A 19,711-nucleotide genomic window follows, 5' to 3' on the forward strand; every position below is an offset into this window, starting at 1 on the left:
CGAGCAAAAAAAGTGGACGCGAACTTTCAGGAAACAGTCTTTAGTATTTGAAAGACCGAGCAACTAGCCGATGTACGTATTTATCCTATTGAGTCACGTATAGCATCATCGCTTTGCTTGTGCATTGATCCCCTCATCGCTTATTCCCAAGCCGATCATTCGAACTATCTGCAAGCACTGATGATGCAGAAATTCCTTCGAACCCCAACAGTCGATGTGGACAAGGGCGTTTCATTCATATCCACCTATAATATTTATTGGCCACTCTGCCATTTGAAGGTGCTTTGAGATTATAAAGTCCGGTCGAAAATCGGCAACATTGATGAAAGTACTGCGAAATTCTGATCGGCCTACTAATTTTCCATTGTCGATATGCGGCCTTGGCTTAATCAGCTAGAAGGAAACAATGAGTCCAATTAAATTGCTCTTAATTTTTTTTGTACCGATCCTACTACTTGTGGGCATCCCATTGATTGCACTATTTTTCCTGAAGCGGCGAGAGAAACTGAGTCGAAACCATCAAAAATAATCTTAATTTTATACGGATCAAACATTCGTAATTTGTTTATGTTTTCGATTAGCTGCAGCAGGCTGGATCGTGAGCACAAATGTGAAGGCCAGCAGTGTGGTTTTTAGGAATCGTTTCATGTTTTCTCTCTTCTTTTTGCGATGGCTAAACGAGCAGGAATGGCTTGCTTGGGTGAGGAATCTCTTTGTGTAAATCGTGCGGAAGATTTTCAAATGCTTTGTTCAATGCGCGAGCTGATACATGGTCAATGCATCAGTCCGCCTTGAATTATTGTTATTTCACGGGGTATGTGTCGGCCCACATTCCGACCTCAGCTTGTTTTGCTTGTGCTTGGGCTGATTTGTACTTGGGTAGCCATTTTTTTGCGTCCTCAGTGAGTGGGGTCTGATCGATGACTGTCCCCCCTCCGAGGCTGAGCAGGAATCCCCCGAGATCGACATCTCCCAACATTGCAGCGCGAGCGATGACGAGCTGTTGTTTGTCATCGCGCCCCAAAATAGTCAGGGAAGATAAGCTAGACAAGCGCGTCTGGATCTCAAGGATTGACTTACTTTTTGGTCCATATGGCTGCGTTAATTTAGGCACATCGATATAGGCTAGGCGCACTTTGAACGTTTGCTTATCTTTTTTGGTCATGAACATAAACGTGTTCCCATCGATGACCTGTAAAATTCGGCCTTTAATGGGTTCTTCCGCACTGGCCATTTGCATGGTGGCGGCGAAGAGGGTGGCGACGAATGCAATCTTTAGTAGGTGTTTCATATTGGTCTCCGTTAGGTAATTCGCTAATTGACAACCCTTTTAGATCAAAAAAATAATTTGTAAAGCCCGTGCCTTGCCACACTTCGCGCTAGTGTCGCTTTTTAGCTTTTTGATAAATATGGATCTAACGCCAGATACGAACGAGGTAGCAAATAAGCCAAGACAAGATACTGAAAGGCACGGTGATGCGGTGGTGGGGATAGTTTTGATGCGACGATTGCACCGACTAAAGCCATTTTTGGCGGTTGCAGCTTGTATCGGAGAAGGCTGGCGTAAAGAATCCGCGTGCCCCCCCTCATCAGAGAGTGCGGCAGTCGGTGAGACAGGAATAAACAGTTAGCGGTCAAACCGGCCAAATTCATCATTACGCGTTTTCACGAAGAATGATGCTACGGCAGTTCTGCTGGTATGTGGGCAGATGTAGAGACCCCACATTTCAACTTCAATCATATTGCAGATTACTGGCTCATTGGGTGCCTAGGCTTAGTCTAATCTGTCTGAGCTCAATATGGGCGTGCGACTCCTTGCATCCAATCGAGGACTTAATTGCTTGTTGCAGCGATTCATCGAAATAGTTACGGTAGCCATGCGCGGCAAGTTCGTCCAGGCACATGACAATGAATGCCGCCAAAAATACCGTAAATATCATCATCGCCAACAAGATCCCTGTCAGATGGACCAATTGGGCTAAACTTGCTTTCTGTATTTCGGTGAGTACCACAATAGTCGTTGTCGGGTCGGCGTATATGGCGATAGCCACCTGCCAGAATATCAGTTGCGGCACGTGATTCAGCACTTGCATGGTCAGACTGGCTAAATGCTTGGCACTGACCATGGCAGCATGCGTTAGCTGCTTGATGTACAGTTATTGTGCGGTTTTGTCGAGTTTCAACCTTGGCGCTGAAATTTCCCATAGTAACTGTTGGTGATTTTGATCCTGCTATGGCCTAACTCTTCGCTCACGCGATACCGCGCCTCGTTTATCGCTTCGTCCACCCGCCCATCACCACCACGCACTGGAGTGGTGTTTCCGGTGAACTCTTCAAAGCGGTCATTCGCGTATTGGTGTCGCAAGCCATGTGCAGTGGCACCGCTGGCTTCTTTGGTGATGCCAAACCGCAGCATCACATATCCAAATCGGGCGATATTCTGTTTCAGTGTTTTGTCTGGATCTGCTATGTGTGCTTGCTTGTGTGGCACAAAGGCCTTTGCTGCTTCAATAACAGCCCGCTTTTGCGGCGTGTCGATTGGGATCATTCTTGGCCGCCCACCTTTTGTGCCGGAGTAGATGCGGATTGCATCGCCTTCTGGGGTTTCCACTTGCCACGGTTTGAAACAGATTGCCTCTTTGCGGCGCAGACCGAAGGCTTGAATCACTTCCAGCTGCATCGCCACATAGAGATCGAATTGCTGAATTTGCCGGATAAGCTGTTCTGGATCGATTTCGTGCGCGGTCCAGCTTTTGTCCTTTTCTGCGACATAGCTTCGTTTGGCTTGGTGTTCTGGCAGCAATTTCGCGGCAGGGGGGATCATCCCACTCTTGCCCAACCACTCGCAAAACACCCGCAGGATCGACAAACGACTGTGCATCGTCGCGACACTGAGATTATTTTTTTGCCACACCCCAATCAGGTGGTTGATGTGCTTGGGCTTGATGTTGCGAATGTCTTTAATGGCAAAGCCATCCTGCTTGAGCTGCCTATACGCCTGCACGATTGTTTGTTCGCGAATCTCCTTTGTCTTGTGGCTGATGACCTTATCCCGCTTCGCTGCACCGCCCAAGAACACTTTAAACACAACGCCCAATTGCCTTAGGATATCGCCTTGCCGAACGTGTTGTTCAAGCGCGCGGCATAACACTGAGGTTTGGGTTTGCTGTGCTTCATCGGCTGGTGCTACTTTCTTCATTTTTTTCTCCGGGCATAATTTTTCGTTCTTTCGTCTTTGTCTTTCGTCGCAATAGCAAGTCTTCAAAACGGGTCTCCCGCAGATTTCGACGTTTCGGTCGATTTCACGCGCCACCGTCACGGTGAACCTTCGAGCGGATGGAGCTCTCGACAGGTGGTTGGTTTTTGGGTCTCCAAATGACCGGTCTGAATCTGGCGCACATTGCGTGCGTTCGGATTGCGTCTCAACACCACGTCCACTTCACGCCTGCGACCAGCGTGTGTTCTGACGTTTCTCCCGCATTTGCTTGAGCTCGGCAACTTTGGCCTGCTCGATCAGGGATGAACTTTTTCATCGAAGATCGCATGAAGCGTTTTGGCTTCGGGGAGAGTGTTGAGTGTGAATTAGGGTTTTGCGTTGCCTTCGGTAGCAAAGGACTGTCAGTGGCATGCACCGCACGCGCAGTTTTGGGATTCGCCATAATGGCTTGGAGTGTCGCTCGAAGCGTGGATCATTGCCATGATTGGCGAACGATCATTGGGTGTTGCAGAGGGTGACTGGTGTCGATTTGGCGCATTGGCCTTGGAATTTCGTTGCTGAGGCGCGTCAGCTCGCATCCGATTGGATGCTTAAAATTTAGTTGGCAACCATGCGATTTGTCAATGTTTTTTGTTTAATCTTTTCGTTTTAGTTTTTTTTTGGGATTAATTCTTCGTTCTAAGCCGCGACAGCGTTGGATCTAGCAGAGCCTCTAGGTTTGATTTCTGATGAATTACTAAATTTTTGGTGTTGGGTCGGAGGCTACATTGGTTTGTTCTAGATCCTTTTTCGATCATCGGATCTTAGTTTTGGATTTGCTTGATTACGAAACAATTGGGTTGCTGCGCCCTGATCGGCTAGCTCTTAAAAACAGCGATGAATGCCTGAACATCACCAGAGGCCAGCCTTAAACATGGGCGATCTGAAAGTGAAGTGGTCTGCTTGTGAGGGCGAATTTTTGGATGCCGATTGCGGCCAGTGAACTGTGTTAAGGGGATGGAATGTTGGATTTCACAGCCATTCTTTTATGAGATGAAGCCGAAGGTGAGTGAAAAATAATCAAATTTTTAGATGTGCACGCATTTGGCCAAGTCAGTTTTTCGACTGATCCGGTCAATATTTCATCCAACTTATTTGTTTTGGTGCCTTAGTGATTTCGTATTTTCCGTGAGTTGTTCATGTTGTTTGAGTCTGATTGGTTTTTGGTTGTCTTTCAATGATATTGGCTATGCCTTTAGCGGCGCGTTATCAAGCATTTCTTCCTCGATAGGGCGTTCCTTTTTATTCCGATTGAGCATTGGTCGATCCATTTAGGTTGAATACCACTAATTCTGTCTTAAAAAATTTCAACGTACTTGCTCGAAAACGGGGTGGTTTTTGCTAGGTTTCGATTGTTTTGGGGTCTTGCCAAGTTGAATTCCCGTGCTAGTCTTTTTTTGAATGTGACTGCTTGGAGGCATCATGCGACTAACTCGTGAAATAGTGTTCTGCTGTGTTTGTGCATTTGGCATGTTGTACCTGTGTGCCAAAGTCTTGGTATCTAGCTTTGATCTCATGGTGACCAATGGGCCTGAGAAGATTTGCAGTCAGCAAGTTGAGCTTCATTGCACGCTAGATTCACTCAAGTGGCAGAGGGAGAAAGGCAAAACGGTGGCGCATACCACGGTGAGCGCCCCTGCTCGATTGCACGCCGATGTCAAAGCGGCATTCATGTTGACGGCATCGAAGGCCGAGAGCGATTTGTTTGTCCCATCGTTCGGCATGGATTTAGTGCTGATCGATAGTGAGCCGCAGCCTGTCGAAGTGGTCACGCCAAAGAAAAAAGCGAAACGAGGTGCAAAAAATGTCTAAATTGACCCCTACTCCGACGATGAGTGATCCATCACGCTTTGGCCGTCATGTGGCTTGGCTGTCTTATGCTACGTTTGCCATTTTGTTGGCCGTGGTGGTGGATGATGTGGTGCGCACAGGCGATGCCAACCCTTTCTGGTCGCACTTAAAATTCGTGGCCTTTATCGGTTTCTCAGTGGCTTGTGCCTTTGTGATGGCGCTGCGCCAGAGTTCGACGTTAGCTGGCCCATTATTGAGTTTGACCTTTTGGGTTCTATTCGTTTTGGCACTGGCGTTAAATGTGCCTAACTTAATGGCAGGGCTGATCTTTTTAGCCGCGTCGGCGATCACATCCATTTTTCCAAAACAACAAGGTGTTGCTACACCAGCCGCCCCGAATCACCAAGGGGAAAAAGCCCGTGCGCAGCAACCCTTGATCGGGGTTGATGATGAAGAAGGCGCGGAGGAAGCATTGCCGGTATTTAACTATCCTGCGGAGCCATCGAAAACAACCTTTGCTGAGGTGGTCGGGATGAACAAAACCAAGGCTGAAATGAAGGCGGCTTTGGATTGCGCGCTCAATGAGCAAGATGGTCGCAATGGGATTTTGCTGTTTGGTAAGCCAGGTAACGGTAAAACCATGCTCGCCAATGCGCTGGCGGGTGAGGCTGATTTGCCGATCATTAGTGTGGCATTTGGTGATTTTGCTTCACGCTGGATTAACCAAACCTCTGAACAAGTGGTGCAGCTCTTTAAGGAAGCTCGCGCTCAAGCGCCTTGCGTCTTGTTCATGGACGAAATTGATTCCTTAATCATTGACCGCAGTGCAGTCAGTAGCTCCGAAAGTGAAGCGCCTAAGATTACCAATTTATTGTTGACCGAGCTGGTGAACACCCGTGGTACGGGCGTGTTGATTGTGGCAGCGACCAATTATTTAGATCGACTTGATACAGCGGCGGTGCGTGCTGGGCGTTTTGATTTCAAAATTGAGATTCCATCGCCCGATCTGGCGGCGCGTCGTGCGATCTTAGCGGAAACATTGCGCAAGGATTCGTTGAAGCGGGGTTTTGGTTCGATGGTGAGTGGTCCAGAAACGCTGGATCGCATTAGCCGCCGTTGGGATGGATTTTCATGTGCGACGCTGAGTGCGATTGCTAAAGCTGTGGTGGATATTGGCAAGCAGAAACAGGCTAAAACGATTGATTTTAGTTTGTGGATGGCTGCGCTGCGTACGGTGCAAGGGGATGCGCGCCGTTTGCCAGAAGGAACGCCGACCATTGAGGAATTGGTGTGCAATGCGCCATTGCGCGATGCTTTACATGCCCTCTCCATGCGCTTGATGAAAATTGAACAATTGGAAGATCTTGGTGGCTCTGTGCCGACAGGGGTTTTGTTTTACGGACCTCCGGGAACGGGTAAAACATTAACGACGCGGGCGTTGGCGAAGTCGAGTGGTTGGGCGTTTTTGCCGACATCGGGTAATGCCCTGTTGCGCGACCCGACCGTGATCGATGATCTGCTGGAAAAAGCGTCCAATTTGCGTCCGTGCATTGTGTTTATTGACGAGGCTGACGATGCGCTCGCAGATCGCGGTCACTCGCCACACACCACCACCATCACCAATAAATTGCTGTCAGCCATTGATGGTGCTGATGGCAAAATTCCTGATGTGGTTTTTGTGGCGGCGACAAATAACCCGCACATGATGGATAGCGCGGCATTACGAGGTGGTCGGTTTACCGAAAAAATTGGTTTTGAATTACCCAATCAAGAAACCATGCTCGGTTTAATTCAAATGTGGCAAAAGAAAAACAAAATCCATGACTTAGGCCATTTACACGATCAGATGGCGGCGGCCTTGGATGGTCAATCTCCCGCTAATGCGATGTCGGTCTTGCAGGCTTGCCTCAATGAGATTGCAATTCGTCATGTGAGTGGTGATCGAAGTGCGCCCAATTGGGAGGATTTTCAGCGGGGTTATGTGCGGGTTTTAGGCAATTGAATGAATAAAATAAATGTGATTTTTTTGCCAGAAACACCCCGAAACGCTATTGACAGCTCGAAGTTGCATGAGAGTATGTGTATATGAGCAATTACTTGTAGATGCAATTGGAGAGATGATGAAAACAAAATTAACGTATGTGTCTTTGGCGGTTTCCTCGGCTTTGTTGGTGGCATGTGGCGGTGGTGGCGGCGGTGCGGGTGGCACAAATACTAATAATAATACTGGCACTTTACCTGCTGCACCGACTGCGCAACCGCTGCCTGTGGTTTCTGCTGCTGCACCGGTTTCGAATAACGGTGGCGCTAATTTTGAATTCGCGTTGGTGAATGGCTTTAATGGCGATTCGGAAAACATGACCGGTTCGAATACGGCGGTGGCACAGGCCTTGACCACCAGCAGTAACCTGACCGTGGTTAAAGCCGAAATGGGGCAAGTGAATTTAAAAGAGCCAACATCGGATTATTTTGCACTGGTGGCTAATCGCGATACTTTACTGCGGGTGGTGGTGGTGGCGAATCAGCCGAATGTGGTTGCGCCAACCCTGAAAGTGACTGTACGCAAAGTCAATGGCGGTCAGATCGTGTTTGAAGAAGGCCTAAAAAACAATACCCAAGGGCTACTGCCGCAAGTGGCAGATCAGCCAGTGGTACTACTCAAAGGCCAGTTGGGTAAGGACGAGTTCTCGTTGCCAGTGAGCTACCCTATTTCGGATAAAGCGGTTAAAACCGTGATGCCAATGCCGGATCTGAACCGCAGCTATGTGATTAAGCTGCCAGCCAGCATCATCACGGCTGAACCGCTGAGCATTGAAGTGTCGTTATTGGACACCACGGATGCAATTGCGACGGACAATGCCAAGACCTATACGTTTGAGCCAAAAGTGGTTGAGCCATTGACCATCGTAAAAGTGCCGGTCACAGTGAACGGCCATGCGCCATCGGTGCCAAGTGATGATTATTTGCGTCGTACATTGATGGCGGCGATTCCGGTATCCAATGTGATTGTTAAAACTCGGCCTGTTGCTGTAGTGAGCAATCAAGGTGATGGCATTAGTGCGCCGGATGTGATCGGCGACTCAATCTTAGCGCCAGCCAAAAATGCACTGACAGCAGCACGCCAAAGCGATGTGACTGCCAATCAGGCAGTTGAATCCGACTACTACATGGGCTTTGTGAAAGCCTCAAATGTCGGCGGGGTCACTTCGTGGGGTGGTTTTGTTGCTGTGGTGCAAGACTCATTGAATAATGAGTTCACAACTCAGCTAACAAAGCGAGGCTGGATTCAGGAGGTATTGAATGATTGGGGCTCTGTGGGTGATTCAGGCGCGTGTAGCGCACGTCTGGATGATGTGAATTACCCTTACCTAAATGGTGGTTTGGGCGGGGTTTGGAATATCGATCTGGCAAGCTACGACAATAAAGTGGTGCTACTGAATCCGCGTGCCTACACCAGTGTCACCAGCTATTGCGCCAACTCATTGTATATGGCCGATAATCAAGTAAAACGGATGATTCGTGATTACTGGCCGATGCAGATGATGGCATATACAGAACGTGCGCGTAAAATGAGCGAAGCGGAGTTGCTGGCTTTAGGCTCAACGGCGTATTGGGCTAAATATCCGAATGGCATTAGTGATATGCCAGATAAAAAGTTTATTGAAACGCGCATTCAAAATAGTAAGTTGCCGGTGCCGAAACAAGGCTGGTAATTTAAGCTCCCCTCAAACAAAAAGACTGCCTCGGCAGTCTTTTTTTTTGGTCTGATTAGTAGCATTCAGGTGGGTATGCTGGAGCAGGTATATCGTTTCCGCATGAGAAGCTATTGGACATACGTTGGTCGTTAGCATCAAACCAACCAGCAGGTATTCCGGGTCTTCCATTTATTTGGTAATAACCAGTACGGCTATTTGAGATCATACGATCTCGTACGCCATCAACATACCGCACGGTGCATTCTGCCTTAGCAGTTACATAGTATGCCGTACCTGCCCCGCCACCACCACCGGCGCTGCCGCTGAGGCCGCACTGTGCAGTACCCCCAAGTGTCTCAAAGGTTCGGGTTGTAATGACAGGGGCTGGCGTAGGAATAGGACGGTTTCTAATGTCACACATATTGTTTTGTGGCCCCGTTGCACCATAAACACCACGGCAATTGACGAGTGTTGCTTCGTTGGCCCAATTTGCAAGTGCAGCAGTATCAGCCGTCGTCGCGCGCGTAGCGTAGTTGGCCAAGGACGAGCGTACGGCATTTTGTACGTTCACGACTTGCGCACCATCGCCTTTCAGCGTGGTGGCGGTCAGGCGATTATTGACGGTGGCGTTATTGGCAAAGGTGGCATTACCCGCAAAACTGGATGTTCCACCCACAGTCAAATTGCCGGTATTGTTTTGAGCGCCATTCACCGTTAGGCCTGCATTGAGCGTGGTCGCGCCATTGGCTCGTAAGACATTGGTGGTTGTTTGCCCCTGAATGGTGGTATTGCCCGTGCCTGTCGCATGGCGGAAAGAAATATCTTGCGCATTCATAGCGCCAAGCAATGTGGTCGTGCCACTGACATTTAAGTTGTTGGTGGTCGCCGCGCCGGTAATCGTGGTATTACCATTGAGCGTGGTATTGCCATTAATGACTTGGTTACCGTTAATGGCGGTGGTGCCATCGGTGCGTACAAAAGCGCCCCACCCAGACGAATTATAGCCAACACGAACCGCGACCAGACCTGCTGTACCCAGCGCGTTGGGTAATGTCCATGCGCTTTGTGCGGAAGTGAACCGAGCTGGATTGGCGGTGGTGGATACGGCGTAATCAGGGCCGGTCAGCAGCAAGGCGCCGAGCGAGACTTCGTCTACCCCGCCTTTTTCGTGCAGCAATGGGGTTGAGCTGCGAACAATCCCGCCGACATCACACATGGGCGGCGTGCAGCCTGTTGGCTGAACTTGTAATTCAATGGCGAAGTTGCCACCAAAAATGCCTGATGTGACTTGGTCACTCGGTAGCATCCCCGCGGCTTTCATTTCAGCAACCGTTGGGCGCAGCGGATTCGCAAAGCCAGGTACAGGCTGGCCAGCGACGATTTTGCTGGAAGCGCGAACTAAATAAGTGGACTGAACCGATTTAGCGAGCGTATCGAGTTGTTTGGCATACGACTGGACACGTTGCTGTTGCAGTCGCTCTTGTTCGGCATAACCTGCGTAAACGGCAATCATGCCCGCAATAATCAGTACAACCGTCAACTCAATTAAGGTGAAGCCGGTTTGTCGATTTTTTTGAAGTTCTCGGAACTTGACTGCTCTCCTATTTGCTTGACAAGTGATTTTTTGGTCTATGCTTATTTCGTTGGCACAACTTTTCCGTAACTAAACATGTCGGACCCAACACGATTAATCCGCTTGTTTTTTCAGTATGTTATACGACAGAGCCAACACAATGGATTTATCCAATGTTCTGGTCAATGCCATTGTTGAATGATTGATTTTCTTTCTAATCGCTGCTTTTGCAGCATGCTTTGGAGTTAATTATGCTTTTCATGAAATTCAAAACCTCTGCGGTTGAGGGCAAGCCTCGTTGCGCTCGCGTTATTTTCACTGACCACCCTGAGCATTGCCGTGGTCATTACCTCATCAAGATCACCGACCCATCAATCCCTGATGAAGATGTATTGATCGCGGCTGAATTGTTCGCGATTCAAAAAGCCTTCACTTGCGCCCCAGGCTTGGCTAATCGCCCTAAATCTGGCCGCAGCCTGCAGTTACAAGTGTCGTTTGGGTCAATCCTCAAACTCAAAACAGCCGACTCGGAAAAACGCCATTTAGTCGATTACGCGCATGCGATCGCCACTAAATATGCGCAAGCCGATGTGACCGTCAACAATGCGCATCAACCGTGGATGTCGCTGCCATTGCCGAAAGCTGAATTGTTTACCGTTGATGCGCCTACGCCTGACTATGTGTTCTGCACCGCTTTGCGCGCTGGCGTTAAAGTAACCCGCCATGCCCTAGAACGCTTGAGCGAACGCGCTGAAAATTACAAAAACAGCAAAGATCTTTATCTTACTGCGATCAGTAGCCTTGGGATGCAAGGCAAGAAACTCGAGTGCATCACGCCCTGTGAGCACGCAGTCAAAAAAGCTCGAGCTAAATACAGAGTGACGCCGGTTTTTGTTTATGACCACATCAACGCCGTTTACTTAATTTTGACCAAAAAGCACAACCGCTATGATCTGGTTACCGCCATTGCAAATAGTGAGTACAGTGACTACAGCATTCTTGGTCGCTGAGCGTCACACTGGATAGCCGTGATGCGCACCGAGCGCCAACTGCTTTAAAAACACCGTCAAATCCACAAGGCTTCGCGACGAGTTCAACAGCCCTTCGTGACCTTGCGGTTTGGTGTACCAAATTACGTCGCCTTCCAACTCAATCGTATGGCCATGGATTTGCAGGGTGAACTCTTGCTGCAAGGTTTTGAGTAGTTTGCTTGGCGATGGCTGCATCATCAAATGCCATTTGTCGGTGGCGATGTAGTGCTCCTAATACTAGTCAATACGGAGAATGATGCTGTTCTGAGCAGTGGTACTAGTGTGAATAAGATCAAGCGAGGAATCGATTCTGCCCCCCTGCCTGGTAAAACCACGAGGCAAAATCAATCATTAAATTGCATGGATGAGCTCGCATACATCTCTTGAACAGGGATGTTTGCCCAATCACAGATACACTGTACTTTTTATGCACTATGCCCGTAATAAGTGGAGCGATAGAAGATAAAGTCCGTCATTGACAATGTGCGCAATTAATAAGCTGTGATTGGGAGGTCTGAATAACCACGCTTTGCCTTGGCGTTAAGCGTGGTTGTTCGTTGGATTGTTAGGCTATCAAGTAGTTTGCTAGCAAGGCAACCACACATATAGTGCCATAGCAAAGCACAACTGACTTTGTATTTTTGTCGAGTAAAGCGCCAATATATAGGCAGAAGAATCCAAGGCCAAACGCTTTTGCCATGCTAATGTCCTCGACATACGGCATGATGATTGCACCTATACCAGCGATGACGACGGCGATGATTAAGTCTTTCGTTGTTGGCAGTATGATTTGTTTTTTGTTTTTTAACATGCGCACTCTCTCCTTTTGGATGTTTTGTTCAGTGAACATCCCACCATTTTTTTAATTAGTTTTCATTTAATTACAATATTTAAATACGGATTAAAAACAGCAAAATACGACCTTGTTTCAATGACTCTTGCCCGTGAACTTATATATAAGCGCATTGGATGTAAGGTGCTTGCAGATGTAATCAAGCTCAATTTCTTCCATCTCACTGCGAAGTTCCAACTCCATTTTCTGGCGCACTTCGCCATCGTCGGTGGCAAAATACAGGCTCCATGTGTTGAGGAAAGCCAAGTCGTTCTCTTCCTGCTTGAAATACACCTTCGTCACGTCGGGGAATTTGTGTCGCGCGTGGACAATATGACTCCTAACAGTCATTCCCGACAGCATCGCATTTAGGAAGACAAAGCCGACGTTTTGGCCAACGTTCACCTCACATTCCGTCAATTTGTCCGTATAGGCAAAACGCACCACATCGGCCAGTGCTTGTGGCACAACCTCCGAAATGATTTTGCATTTAGCAAATGAAGAACCTGAGCTGCTGCTGATTAAGACAGGAACCGCACCAAGGCAGATATGAGCATCCATGCCTGCATCGTCTTTGACGGTCACAAATTCCTCAAGGCCGGGATAGAACGCAGTTTTAGACGCCTCATTAATGCCAAACACAAGCCCACGATCTAGAAATTCTCGCGCAGCAACATAATCCATCGTATCCAGCCCTTCAAATGGAACGACATGGTCCAAAACATCGACCATCATATCTGAAGGAATTTTAAAGCTACGGATCATCGTTTCGCGGAACAGTGCAACATCCAATTTCACCTTCGGACGCGCCTCGCCTCGCAAGATAATCTGGAACGGAATGAAAACTAAATGTGCATGTTCCCGATATTCTTCTCTACTCGAATACTCAACGGCCCACGTGAGCTGCTTGAGCGATTCTTTTAAATTGGTCGTCACCGCCAGCCGGTCGTAGATCGACTCCAAATCACCTTTCATTAAAGCCTCATTAAAGCCGTCGTACTCTGCATAGCGATTGCCGTCAGTTTTAGAGCTCGCGACATTTGATTTTTTGCGGGCAAACAACGCTTCATAAATTTCACGATACATTGAAATCACCTTTGATTAAATTTTGAGCACCACAAACACAGTCCACTTCTACCTTAATCATCACCCAATCAGCGAAGGAGGTTATCCACAGACACTGTGAGTCAATTCGATTTCATATTCTCATGCGAAGTCACTCTGTCAAGAGGGTAAAAAAGGGCTTCACAACTGAAACTGCAAAATAAATCACTAGATTCGATGATGTCGCGAAGCAGCTCAACACAGACTCGTTTCACATCATGCGAAAGATGGCTAATGCTAAGAATACAAGGACTGATTTCCGAGATAGCGGCCTCGTCGACACGATGACCGATACTTTGGAACTATCGATTTATATGTATAGCGGCAGCAAAGGCGTACAACAAGATAGCCAGCCCCCTGTAATCGGCATGATCTGTTCATTCCAATCTACAGCCATATCAGGAATCTACATCGCGCAAAACAAAATTGATGTGCGACACGCGCTGGCATGTCGATTAATCGAAAACGCACATGTGTGGCTGCATCAGCGGAACACTCTCGACCATAAATTGAAATAATTGATGAGTTGCAGATTGAATAGAGCGTTCACACGGCATGGTTATGATTCTCGATCAAACCCAGGTCAATCGAACGTGCGAGGCCACAAGACAAAGGAACGCCAAGCTAGAAGTTTCGAGCCAGAGCTTGGGTTTGTGAAATATTAGCGGGTAGATTGAGTTCGCAATCGTAAGGCTTAGCACGTAAAAAACAACAGGTGAATAGCTTTACGTTACCGAAAAAGCTACTGGATCACTAGGAGTGAACAACTCGCAGGACGAAGATAGGGCGAAAAAGCTTCCATAGAGTCAAAGCCCAGTCGAAACGCAATCCTACCTGATGGCCTATTACAACTGGCAACGCCCCCACTAAGCCTATGGCGGGCTAGCGCCCGCCATCAAGGAAAAACAACTTAATTTTCCGTCCGAAATTTGTCGACCAAAACACTCACGGCCGATTGTTGCTCAAAGTCAGCATCCAAGCCTCGACTTCTTGCCGCACCCACAGAACTCTCCCTCCATCTTTTATTTTTTTCGGAAATCTTGCGTCAAAAGATCGCGAACGGGGATTCATTCTACCGTAAACCGTTGATCGCGCCATTTTGAGCATCGCCAACAATTCTGGCAAACGAACGAATGCAATTTCCTTGGTTTCCATGTGAGATCTCCTAAAAAGTTTTCAAGCTGGTTTTCCTCTCAAAAAACCAGTGAAGCCAGCGTAATGGATTTTTTTCTTGCGAACATCATCGAATGTGGGGTGGTTTTTGATAGGATTCAGAGTGTGAGACGACCCCAAAGGGCTTTGTTAACAGAATTGACGCCCCTTCCTAAGCCAGCGATACCGGTGATTGATTATTTAATAGGCGAAAACGCCATCGTGATGAAGCAGATTGCCAACAACACACCCGAGCAAGCGATGTTAGGCGACTTTGCCAAAGCCATCGACAACGCCATCATGGACAGCAGCGCAGCGCATCAAAACCAGATGCTGCAGCTGCTATCCGATCCAAGCAAAGCGAATAAGTTTGCAAGGGTGGTGTTTGATTTGTTGGCGATGGGGAAAAATTAAAGTGCTGAATATGACTGAGCAAAAAACATCACTACCACTAGCAAATATATTGGCGCAGCTACAAAGTGCTTTTCCCAATTTGCTGGCAGTGTATTTATTTGGCAGCTTTGCCAAGGGTGAAAACGATGCACAAAGCGACGTTGATCTTGCCGTATTATTGGCAGGTCACAGCGATCCAGTTGCCTTGTGGCAAATCGGCCAAAATGTTGCCGCATCGATAAATCGGGACGTAGATCTGATCGATTTGCGGCAGGCCTCAACCGTGATGCAATATCAAATCATCACTCAAGGACAACGATTGTGGGCGCTGGACTCGCAAGCAGCCATTTTCGAGAGCTTTATTTTGAGTGAAAAAACAAACTTGGATACGGCGCGTTCAGGTATTCTCAAAGATATTCAGCAAAGAGGAAGCGTGTATGGCCGATGATGTTTTGATTAATAAAGCCGCAACGATTGAGCGTTGCGTGATGCGTGCCCGTGAGGAATATCACAAAGACGTAGCCAGCTTTGATACGGACTTCACGCGCCAAGATGCGGCCATTCTGAATATCCAACGTGCTTGTGAGGCCGCGCTGGATATGGGGCAGCATCTGATCCGCCGTGAACAACTAGGTGTTCCACAAAGTGCGCGCGATGTATTTGCCCTACTCGCGACCGCGCAATGGATTGAAACCGACCTAGCAACGAGCCTGCAAAAGATGGTGGGGTTTCGCAATATCGCGGTACATGATTATCAAACCTTGCAATTGCCGATCACCATTGCAGTGATCACCCAGCATCTGGAAGACTTCCTTATTTACAGTAAAACTCTATTAATCAAGGATCGGGCGACGAATAATCAGTGAATGTTAGCCAAAATTAAACCGATAGAACCCCGCGTCCCTCGTCAAAAAATCAGCGCGATTTTGATTTAAAAATACCAGAAAGTGACTCATTGAGTGCTGAGCTCAAATTTTGCCAAGAACATAATCAGACCATGCTTGCATCATGACTCTACGCTGCTCCAACTGATCTGTTCGTCGATAAGCCCGTGTTATTTTTGTACCTATCGAATGTCCAAGCGCTATTTCGCTCAGTTCATCAAGATAGCCCTCCTCTACCGCCCAAATTTTAAACGCGGATCTAAATCCATGTGCAGTTGCGGAGCGACCTTCAACATCTGAAATTGCATTTGTTTTACGCAAAAGACTCGTCATTGCCATGTCGCTCAGAACCAAACCACGAGGCGAAGGGAAAACGAGTTCTGGATGCAAGCCTTGCTGTTGAATAAGAATATCCATGACACCGGAAGAAATCGGGAGTCGAAGCGGCTTATCAGTCTTCATTTTTGAAGCCGGAATCGACCAAACCCCCGTTGTGAAATCGAACTCAGTCCATACTGCCTCTCTCGCATTTGCAGATCGCACGGCGGTTAATATTGTGAATAACATTAAATTTTTACTCACGCTCGCATTGCCAAGCAAACAATCTTTCACGAAATTTGGTATGTGTTCATGAGGCATCATAGGCTGATGTGTTGGTTTTCTTTCCAGCGCTTTGCCCAGTACATCCGCCACATCGGTTGATACAATATCCTCAACCAATTTTCTGGCTTTGCACCATCTTAAGACCAAGCCAATGTCGTGCTTCACCTTTGATGCGGTCTCAGGCTGGCGAGTCCAAATAGGCCTTAATACCGCGGCTACATGATCAACGGTAAGCATTTCAATTTTCACATCCCCAATCATTGGGAAAATATGATTAGTCATGCGCCCCATCCAGCGCACCGTACTGCTCTCAGCCTTCCAACGAGTTTGCAAATCAGGCAATGCAGCAAGGGCTGCTGATTGAAAAGTATGTTTAATAGGGGCAGCCAACTTTGCCGCTTCTTTGGCCTGCTCGATTGGGTCTATGCCTTGCGAAATCAAAAGCCGCATAGCCTCTGCTTTTTCCCTGGCTGCAGCGATGCCAATTGTGGGGTAACTACCTAATCCGGCATCTCGCCGCTTACCTGTAAGCGGGGATACAAAACGTAGCTCCCACCGCCCATGCCCTTTTGCTTTACTGGGAATCAGCCTTAACCCAGGCACTCCACCATGAGAAATAGCTTTATCTGTTGGCTTGATATTTCGTGCTTTTGCCTCAGTCAATAGCGCCATTTTACCCCACATCCTACCCCACATTTTGATATGGATAGTATAGAACCTCATTGGACAGTATTGTACTAAAAAAACAATTAATACGATAAATATCAATCCCTTAAAGAACGCCACTGGACGCCAGTGGACGCCAGTGGACACTATTATAGTTCCCATCGCCCGCTCCAGAATCGTTCAATAAAGCCCTTTACATAAGGGCTTTATTTTTTGGCATCAATTGAGCGAACTATTGTCTTTCAGTGCTTGTGCAATAAAATCGACAAAGGCGCGGATTTTGGCTGAGCCGTGTCGGCCTTCGCGGTGTACTACATGGATCGGCAGTGGTTTGGCTTCAAATTCACCCAAGACCGTTTTCAATTCACCGCTGTGTAAATACTCCGCAATTTGATAGGACATCAGGCGCGTTATTCCTGCGCCATTGCGCACCGCTGAAATCGCACCGTCATTGCTGGTGACGGTAATGCGTGGTTTGATGCGCACGATTTTGGTTTGCTCATCTTCGCCAAACTTCCATTCAATGGTCGGGCTGATGCTGCTGGCGGCGACGATTTGATGTTGCAGTAAATCATTCGGCGTTTGTGGAATGCCATATTGCGCCAAATAATCGGGCGAGGCGCACAGTACGCGGCGCACTTGACCTACCCGTATTGCCCGCATGGTACTGTCTGGCAAGGCGCCGATACGGATACCCACATCCACTCCTTCTTCCAGCATATTCACCACCCGGTCGAGGAACATTGCCGACACATCCACATCCGGATAGCGCTGCAAAAATTTCACCACCTGCGGCATCACATACAACTGGCCAAATAGCACTGGCGCGGTGATGGTCAGATGGCCGCGCGGCTCGGCGTTAATGCCGGCAGCCACTTCGTCGGCTTCCTGCACTTCGGCCAAAATGCGCCGTGCATCGTCCAGATAGCGTTGCCCCGCATCGGTTACTCGCACATAGCGGGTGGTGCGGTTCAACAGTTTCACGCCCAAATCTTCTTCCAAGGCGGCCACTGCACGGGTCACCGCCGGCGGCGACATCGCCAGTTTGCGCGCTGCGGCGGCAAAGCTCTCGGTTTCGGCCACCGCCACATAGACGGTCATCTGATGAAAGCGATCCATGATTTATTCCATTTTTAGCAACAATCTATTGTCATTCATGTGGATTCTTCTTTCAAGTGAAGATCGGCACAATGCACTCATTCGCTCAACACCGAGCGAAACAAATTAACCAACTAAAGGAATACACCATGAGCCGCATTAACGTCGTTACTACTGAAACTGCAACTGCCGAACAACAAGCTTTGTTTGATGCCATCCATGCCCAGCTGGGCATTGTGCCGAACTTCTTGAAAGTGTTTGCCAATTCACCTGCGGCACTGCGCGCCTTCCTCGGTCTGCACGGCATTGCCAAAGAAGGCAGCCTAGATTTGCAAACGCGTGAACGTATCGCCTTGGCTTTGGCGCAGCAAAATTCTTGCGAATACTGCCTGTCAGCGCACACCGCGATCGGTAAAGGCGCCGGTTTGAATGGCGACGAAATCGCGGCTAACCGTGCCGGTACTAGCCAAGATGCGAAAGCCGCGATTGCCGTGAAATTGGCGCGCTCTTTGGCTGAGCACAAAGGCGAAATCACCACCGCCGAATTGATCGAAGCGCGTAACGCTGGTTTTAGCGATGCGGACATCGTCGAGATTATTACTCACGTCGGCATGAACTTGCTGACCAATATCTTGGGCAAAGCCAGCCGCTTGGAAATCGACTTCCCGAAAGTGACTTTAGCTTAATTAATGATTTAACCCGTAACACCCCCACGACTGACTATTTATTATTTTTTAAAAGGACTTATCCCATGTTGAATTTTCGCAAAACCCTGATCGCCGCAACTTTGATGTCTGGCTTCGCATTCTTGGCGGCTGTACCGAGCACTGCCATGGCCTACGACGAAACGTCGACTGCCTCAGTGAATGTGGATGAACAAGGCGTTGGCCTGAAAGGCTACGACCCAGTGGCGTACTTCACCGCTAAAGCACCGACCTTGGGCAATGCCGCGTACAGCGCGCAGCACGATGGCGTGACTTATCACTTTGCTAGCAAAGCCAACCGCGACAAGTTCACGGCGAACCCAGCGCACTACGCACCCCAGTTTGGCGGCTTCTGCGCGATGGGCGTGGCCTTGGACAAGAAGTTGGATGGTGATCCACAAGCTTGGAAGATTGTAGATGGCAAGCTGTACCTGAACGTGAATAAAGAAGTACAGAAAAAATGGTTGCAAGACGTACCGGGCAATCTGAAGAAAGCCAATATGGAATGGCCGTCAATCAAAGATAAAGCACCGAAAGATTTGTAATTAACCCATGGGTATATCGCTGCATGCAATGATCAAAAATGATCTTAGCGATATACCCGTCATATCCAGTTGCTAGTTCGCTCTGGCGAGCGCAATGGTTTAAGAAAAAGGAGACGCAACATGTCAACCACCACCCTCTACAGTACCCGTTCTTGCCCATTTTGCGTTCAGGCTGAAAATTTGCTCGCGCGCAAAGGTTTAGCCGTGAACAAAATTTTAGTTGATCAAAATCCAGACGAATTTGCCACCATGGTAGAGCGCACCGCGCGTCGCTCGGTCCCGCAGATTTTTATTGGTGATCGGCACGTGGGTGGTTTTACCGATTTATTAGCCCTCGATCAATCTGGCCAATTGCCGGTTTGGTTGGCACAAGCAGGGGTGTAG

The 19,711-nt window shown here is 48.3% G+C and carries 20 protein-coding genes; 10 read left to right on the forward strand and 10 right to left on the reverse strand.

Features of this window, described 5'->3' with window-relative positions; genetic code table 11:
- Positions 1–802: 802 nt before the first annotated feature.
- From NT239_01825 to NT239_01835, 3 genes are all read right to left on the reverse strand, one after another.
- Entirely contained in the window at positions 803–1,291 is a 489-nt protein-coding gene (locus NT239_01825; protein XGA71601.1) for a thermonuclease family protein, read from the reverse strand.
- 466 nt (positions 1,292–1,757) lie between these two features.
- Positions 1,758–2,126, reverse strand: coding sequence for a hypothetical protein (locus NT239_01830; GenBank protein ID XGA71602.1), 369 nt, complete (start codon positions 2,124–2,126; stop codon positions 1,758–1,760).
- 53 nt (positions 2,127–2,179) lie between these two features.
- Positions 2,180–3,319, reverse strand: coding sequence for an integrase domain-containing protein (locus NT239_01835; protein XGA71603.1), 1,140 nt, complete (start codon positions 3,317–3,319; stop codon positions 2,180–2,182).
- 1,359 nt (positions 3,320–4,678) lie between these two features.
- Here NT239_01835 and NT239_01840 point away from each other — a divergent pair.
- The 3 genes from NT239_01840 to NT239_01850 all read left to right on the forward strand — a co-directional run bounded on the left by NT239_01840 (position 4,679) and on the right by NT239_01850 (position 8,760).
- Positions 4,679–5,068, forward strand: coding sequence for a hypothetical protein (locus tag NT239_01840; GenBank protein ID XGA71604.1), 390 nt, complete (start codon positions 4,679–4,681; stop codon positions 5,066–5,068).
- Complete coding sequence (locus NT239_01845; protein ID XGA71605.1) at positions 5,061–7,049, forward strand: AAA family ATPase; 1,989 nt, start codon at positions 5,061–5,063, stop codon at positions 7,047–7,049. The genes NT239_01840 and NT239_01845 overlap by 8 nt, the downstream gene beginning before the upstream one ends.
- Before the next feature lie 115 nt (positions 7,050–7,164).
- Complete coding sequence (locus NT239_01850; GenBank protein XGA71606.1) at positions 7,165–8,760, forward strand: hypothetical protein; 1,596 nt, start codon at positions 7,165–7,167, stop codon at positions 8,758–8,760.
- A gap of 55 nt (positions 8,761–8,815) precedes the next feature.
- Here NT239_01850 and NT239_01855 read toward each other — a convergent pair whose 3' ends face one another.
- Positions 8,816–10,363 carry a prepilin-type N-terminal cleavage/methylation domain-containing protein gene (locus tag NT239_01855; GenBank protein XGA72844.1) on the reverse strand — a complete coding sequence of 516 codons (1,548 nt, stop codon included), beginning with the start codon at positions 10,361–10,363 and terminating at the stop codon, positions 8,816–8,818.
- Between the two features lie 203 nt (positions 10,364–10,566).
- Between NT239_01855 and NT239_01860 the strand changes: the two genes are divergently transcribed.
- Positions 10,567–11,325: a hypothetical protein gene (locus NT239_01860; protein ID XGA71607.1), complete on the forward strand. Its 759-nt coding sequence runs from the start codon at positions 10,567–10,569 to the stop codon at positions 11,323–11,325.
- A 3-nt stretch (positions 11,326–11,328) separates the two neighbouring features.
- On the opposite strand, the gene NT239_01865 is transcribed toward NT239_01860, so the two are convergent.
- The 4 genes from NT239_01865 to NT239_01880 all read right to left on the reverse strand — a co-directional run bounded on the left by NT239_01865 (position 11,329) and on the right by NT239_01880 (position 14,437).
- Entirely contained in the window at positions 11,329–11,544 is a 216-nt protein-coding gene (locus NT239_01865; GenBank protein XGA71608.1) for a hypothetical protein, read from the reverse strand.
- Positions 11,545–11,911: 367 nt separating this feature from the next.
- Entirely contained in the window at positions 11,912–12,157 is a 246-nt protein-coding gene (locus NT239_01870) for a hypothetical protein (GenBank protein ID XGA71609.1), read from the reverse strand.
- A 117-nt stretch (positions 12,158–12,274) separates the two neighbouring features.
- Positions 12,275–13,264, reverse strand: a complete 990-nt coding sequence (locus NT239_01875) for a hypothetical protein (GenBank protein ID XGA71610.1) — start codon at positions 13,262–13,264, stop codon at positions 12,275–12,277.
- Between the two features lie 963 nt (positions 13,265–14,227).
- A complete protein-coding gene (locus NT239_01880) occupies positions 14,228–14,437 on the reverse strand; it encodes an AlpA family phage regulatory protein (protein ID XGA71611.1) in 210 nt (69 codons plus the stop codon).
- Between the two features lie 63 nt (positions 14,438–14,500).
- On the opposite strand from NT239_01880, the gene NT239_01885 reads away from it, so the two are divergent.
- Genes NT239_01885 through NT239_01895 form a run of 3 tightly spaced genes read left to right on the forward strand, consistent with a single transcriptional unit; the run spans position 14,501 to position 15,693 of the window.
- Positions 14,501–14,848 (forward strand): hypothetical protein, encoded by a 348-nt coding sequence (locus NT239_01885; protein ID XGA71612.1) that lies wholly within the window; start codon positions 14,501–14,503, stop codon positions 14,846–14,848.
- 10 nt (positions 14,849–14,858) lie between these two features.
- Positions 14,859–15,275, forward strand: a complete 417-nt coding sequence (locus NT239_01890) for a nucleotidyltransferase domain-containing protein (protein ID XGA71613.1) — start codon at positions 14,859–14,861, stop codon at positions 15,273–15,275.
- Positions 15,265–15,693, forward strand: a complete 429-nt coding sequence (locus NT239_01895; GenBank protein ID XGA71614.1) for a DUF86 domain-containing protein — start codon at positions 15,265–15,267, stop codon at positions 15,691–15,693. Before NT239_01890 ends, NT239_01895 begins: the two co-directional genes overlap by 11 nt.
- Positions 15,694–15,795: 102 nt before the next feature.
- Here the strand turns inward: NT239_01895 and NT239_01900 are convergent, their stop codons facing one another.
- Positions 15,796–16,986: a tyrosine-type recombinase/integrase gene (locus NT239_01900; protein XGA71615.1), complete on the reverse strand. Its 1,191-nt coding sequence runs from the start codon at positions 16,984–16,986 to the stop codon at positions 15,796–15,798.
- A 213-nt stretch (positions 16,987–17,199) separates the two neighbouring features.
- Complete coding sequence (locus NT239_01905) at positions 17,200–18,099, reverse strand: LysR family transcriptional regulator (protein XGA71616.1); 900 nt, start codon at positions 18,097–18,099, stop codon at positions 17,200–17,202.
- Positions 18,100–18,227: 128 nt separating this feature from the next.
- On the opposite strand from NT239_01905, the gene NT239_01910 reads away from it, so the two are divergent.
- The 3 genes from NT239_01910 to grxC all read left to right on the forward strand — a co-directional run bounded on the left by NT239_01910 (position 18,228) and on the right by grxC (position 19,711).
- Positions 18,228–18,764 carry a peroxidase-related enzyme gene (locus NT239_01910; protein XGA71617.1) on the forward strand — a complete coding sequence of 179 codons (537 nt, stop codon included), beginning with the start codon at positions 18,228–18,230 and terminating at the stop codon, positions 18,762–18,764.
- A gap of 65 nt (positions 18,765–18,829) precedes the next feature.
- Positions 18,830–19,327 (forward strand): YHS domain-containing protein, encoded by a 498-nt coding sequence (locus NT239_01915; GenBank protein ID XGA71618.1) that lies wholly within the window; start codon positions 18,830–18,832, stop codon positions 19,325–19,327.
- 120 nt (positions 19,328–19,447) lie between these two features.
- The gene (grxC, locus tag NT239_01920) at positions 19,448–19,711 is read left to right on the forward strand and encodes a glutaredoxin 3 (GenBank protein ID XGA71619.1); all 264 of its coding nucleotides are present in this window, start codon (positions 19,448–19,450) and stop codon (positions 19,709–19,711) included.

This window comes from Chitinibacter sp. SCUT-21 (genome assembly GCA_041874755.1).
Taxonomy (GTDB): Bacteria; Pseudomonadota; Gammaproteobacteria; order Burkholderiales; family Chitinibacteraceae; genus Chitinibacter.

What these genes read in the sequence shown, in the direction of transcription:
- NT239_01825 (XGA71601.1), bottom strand. Translation starts at nt 1,291, where the DNA reads ATGAAACACCTACTAAAGATTGCATTCGTCGCCACCCTCTTCGCCGCC.
- NT239_01830 (XGA71602.1), bottom strand. Translation starts at nt 2,126, where the DNA reads ATGGTCAGTGCCAAGCATTTAGCCAGTCTGACCATGCAAGTGCTGAAT.
- NT239_01840 (XGA71604.1), top strand. Translation starts at nt 4,679, where the DNA reads ATGCGACTAACTCGTGAAATAGTGTTCTGCTGTGTTTGTGCATTTGGC.
- NT239_01845 (XGA71605.1), top strand. Translation starts at nt 5,061, where the DNA reads ATGTCTAAATTGACCCCTACTCCGACGATGAGTGATCCATCACGCTTT.
- NT239_01850 (XGA71606.1), top strand. Translation starts at nt 7,165, where the DNA reads ATGATGAAAACAAAATTAACGTATGTGTCTTTGGCGGTTTCCTCGGCT.
- NT239_01860 (XGA71607.1), top strand. Translation starts at nt 10,567, where the DNA reads ATGCTTTTCATGAAATTCAAAACCTCTGCGGTTGAGGGCAAGCCTCGT.
- NT239_01865 (XGA71608.1), bottom strand. Translation starts at nt 11,544, where the DNA reads ATGATGCAGCCATCGCCAAGCAAACTACTCAAAACCTTGCAGCAAGAG.
- NT239_01870 (XGA71609.1), bottom strand. Translation starts at nt 12,157, where the DNA reads ATGTTAAAAAACAAAAAACAAATCATACTGCCAACAACGAAAGACTTA.
- NT239_01875 (XGA71610.1), bottom strand. Translation starts at nt 13,264, where the DNA reads ATGTATCGTGAAATTTATGAAGCGTTGTTTGCCCGCAAAAAATCAAAT.
- NT239_01880 (XGA71611.1), bottom strand. Translation starts at nt 14,437, where the DNA reads ATGGAAACCAAGGAAATTGCATTCGTTCGTTTGCCAGAATTGTTGGCG.
- NT239_01885 (XGA71612.1), top strand. Translation starts at nt 14,501, where the DNA reads ATGGATTTTTTTCTTGCGAACATCATCGAATGTGGGGTGGTTTTTGAT.
- NT239_01890 (XGA71613.1), top strand. Translation starts at nt 14,859, where the DNA reads ATGACTGAGCAAAAAACATCACTACCACTAGCAAATATATTGGCGCAG.
- NT239_01895 (XGA71614.1), top strand. Translation starts at nt 15,265, where the DNA reads ATGGCCGATGATGTTTTGATTAATAAAGCCGCAACGATTGAGCGTTGC.
- NT239_01900 (XGA71615.1), bottom strand. Translation starts at nt 16,986, where the DNA reads ATGGCGCTATTGACTGAGGCAAAAGCACGAAATATCAAGCCAACAGAT.
- NT239_01905 (XGA71616.1), bottom strand. Translation starts at nt 18,099, where the DNA reads ATGGATCGCTTTCATCAGATGACCGTCTATGTGGCGGTGGCCGAAACC.
- NT239_01910 (XGA71617.1), top strand. Translation starts at nt 18,228, where the DNA reads ATGAGCCGCATTAACGTCGTTACTACTGAAACTGCAACTGCCGAACAA.
- NT239_01915 (XGA71618.1), top strand. Translation starts at nt 18,830, where the DNA reads ATGTTGAATTTTCGCAAAACCCTGATCGCCGCAACTTTGATGTCTGGC.
- grxC (XGA71619.1), top strand. Translation starts at nt 19,448, where the DNA reads ATGTCAACCACCACCCTCTACAGTACCCGTTCTTGCCCATTTTGCGTT.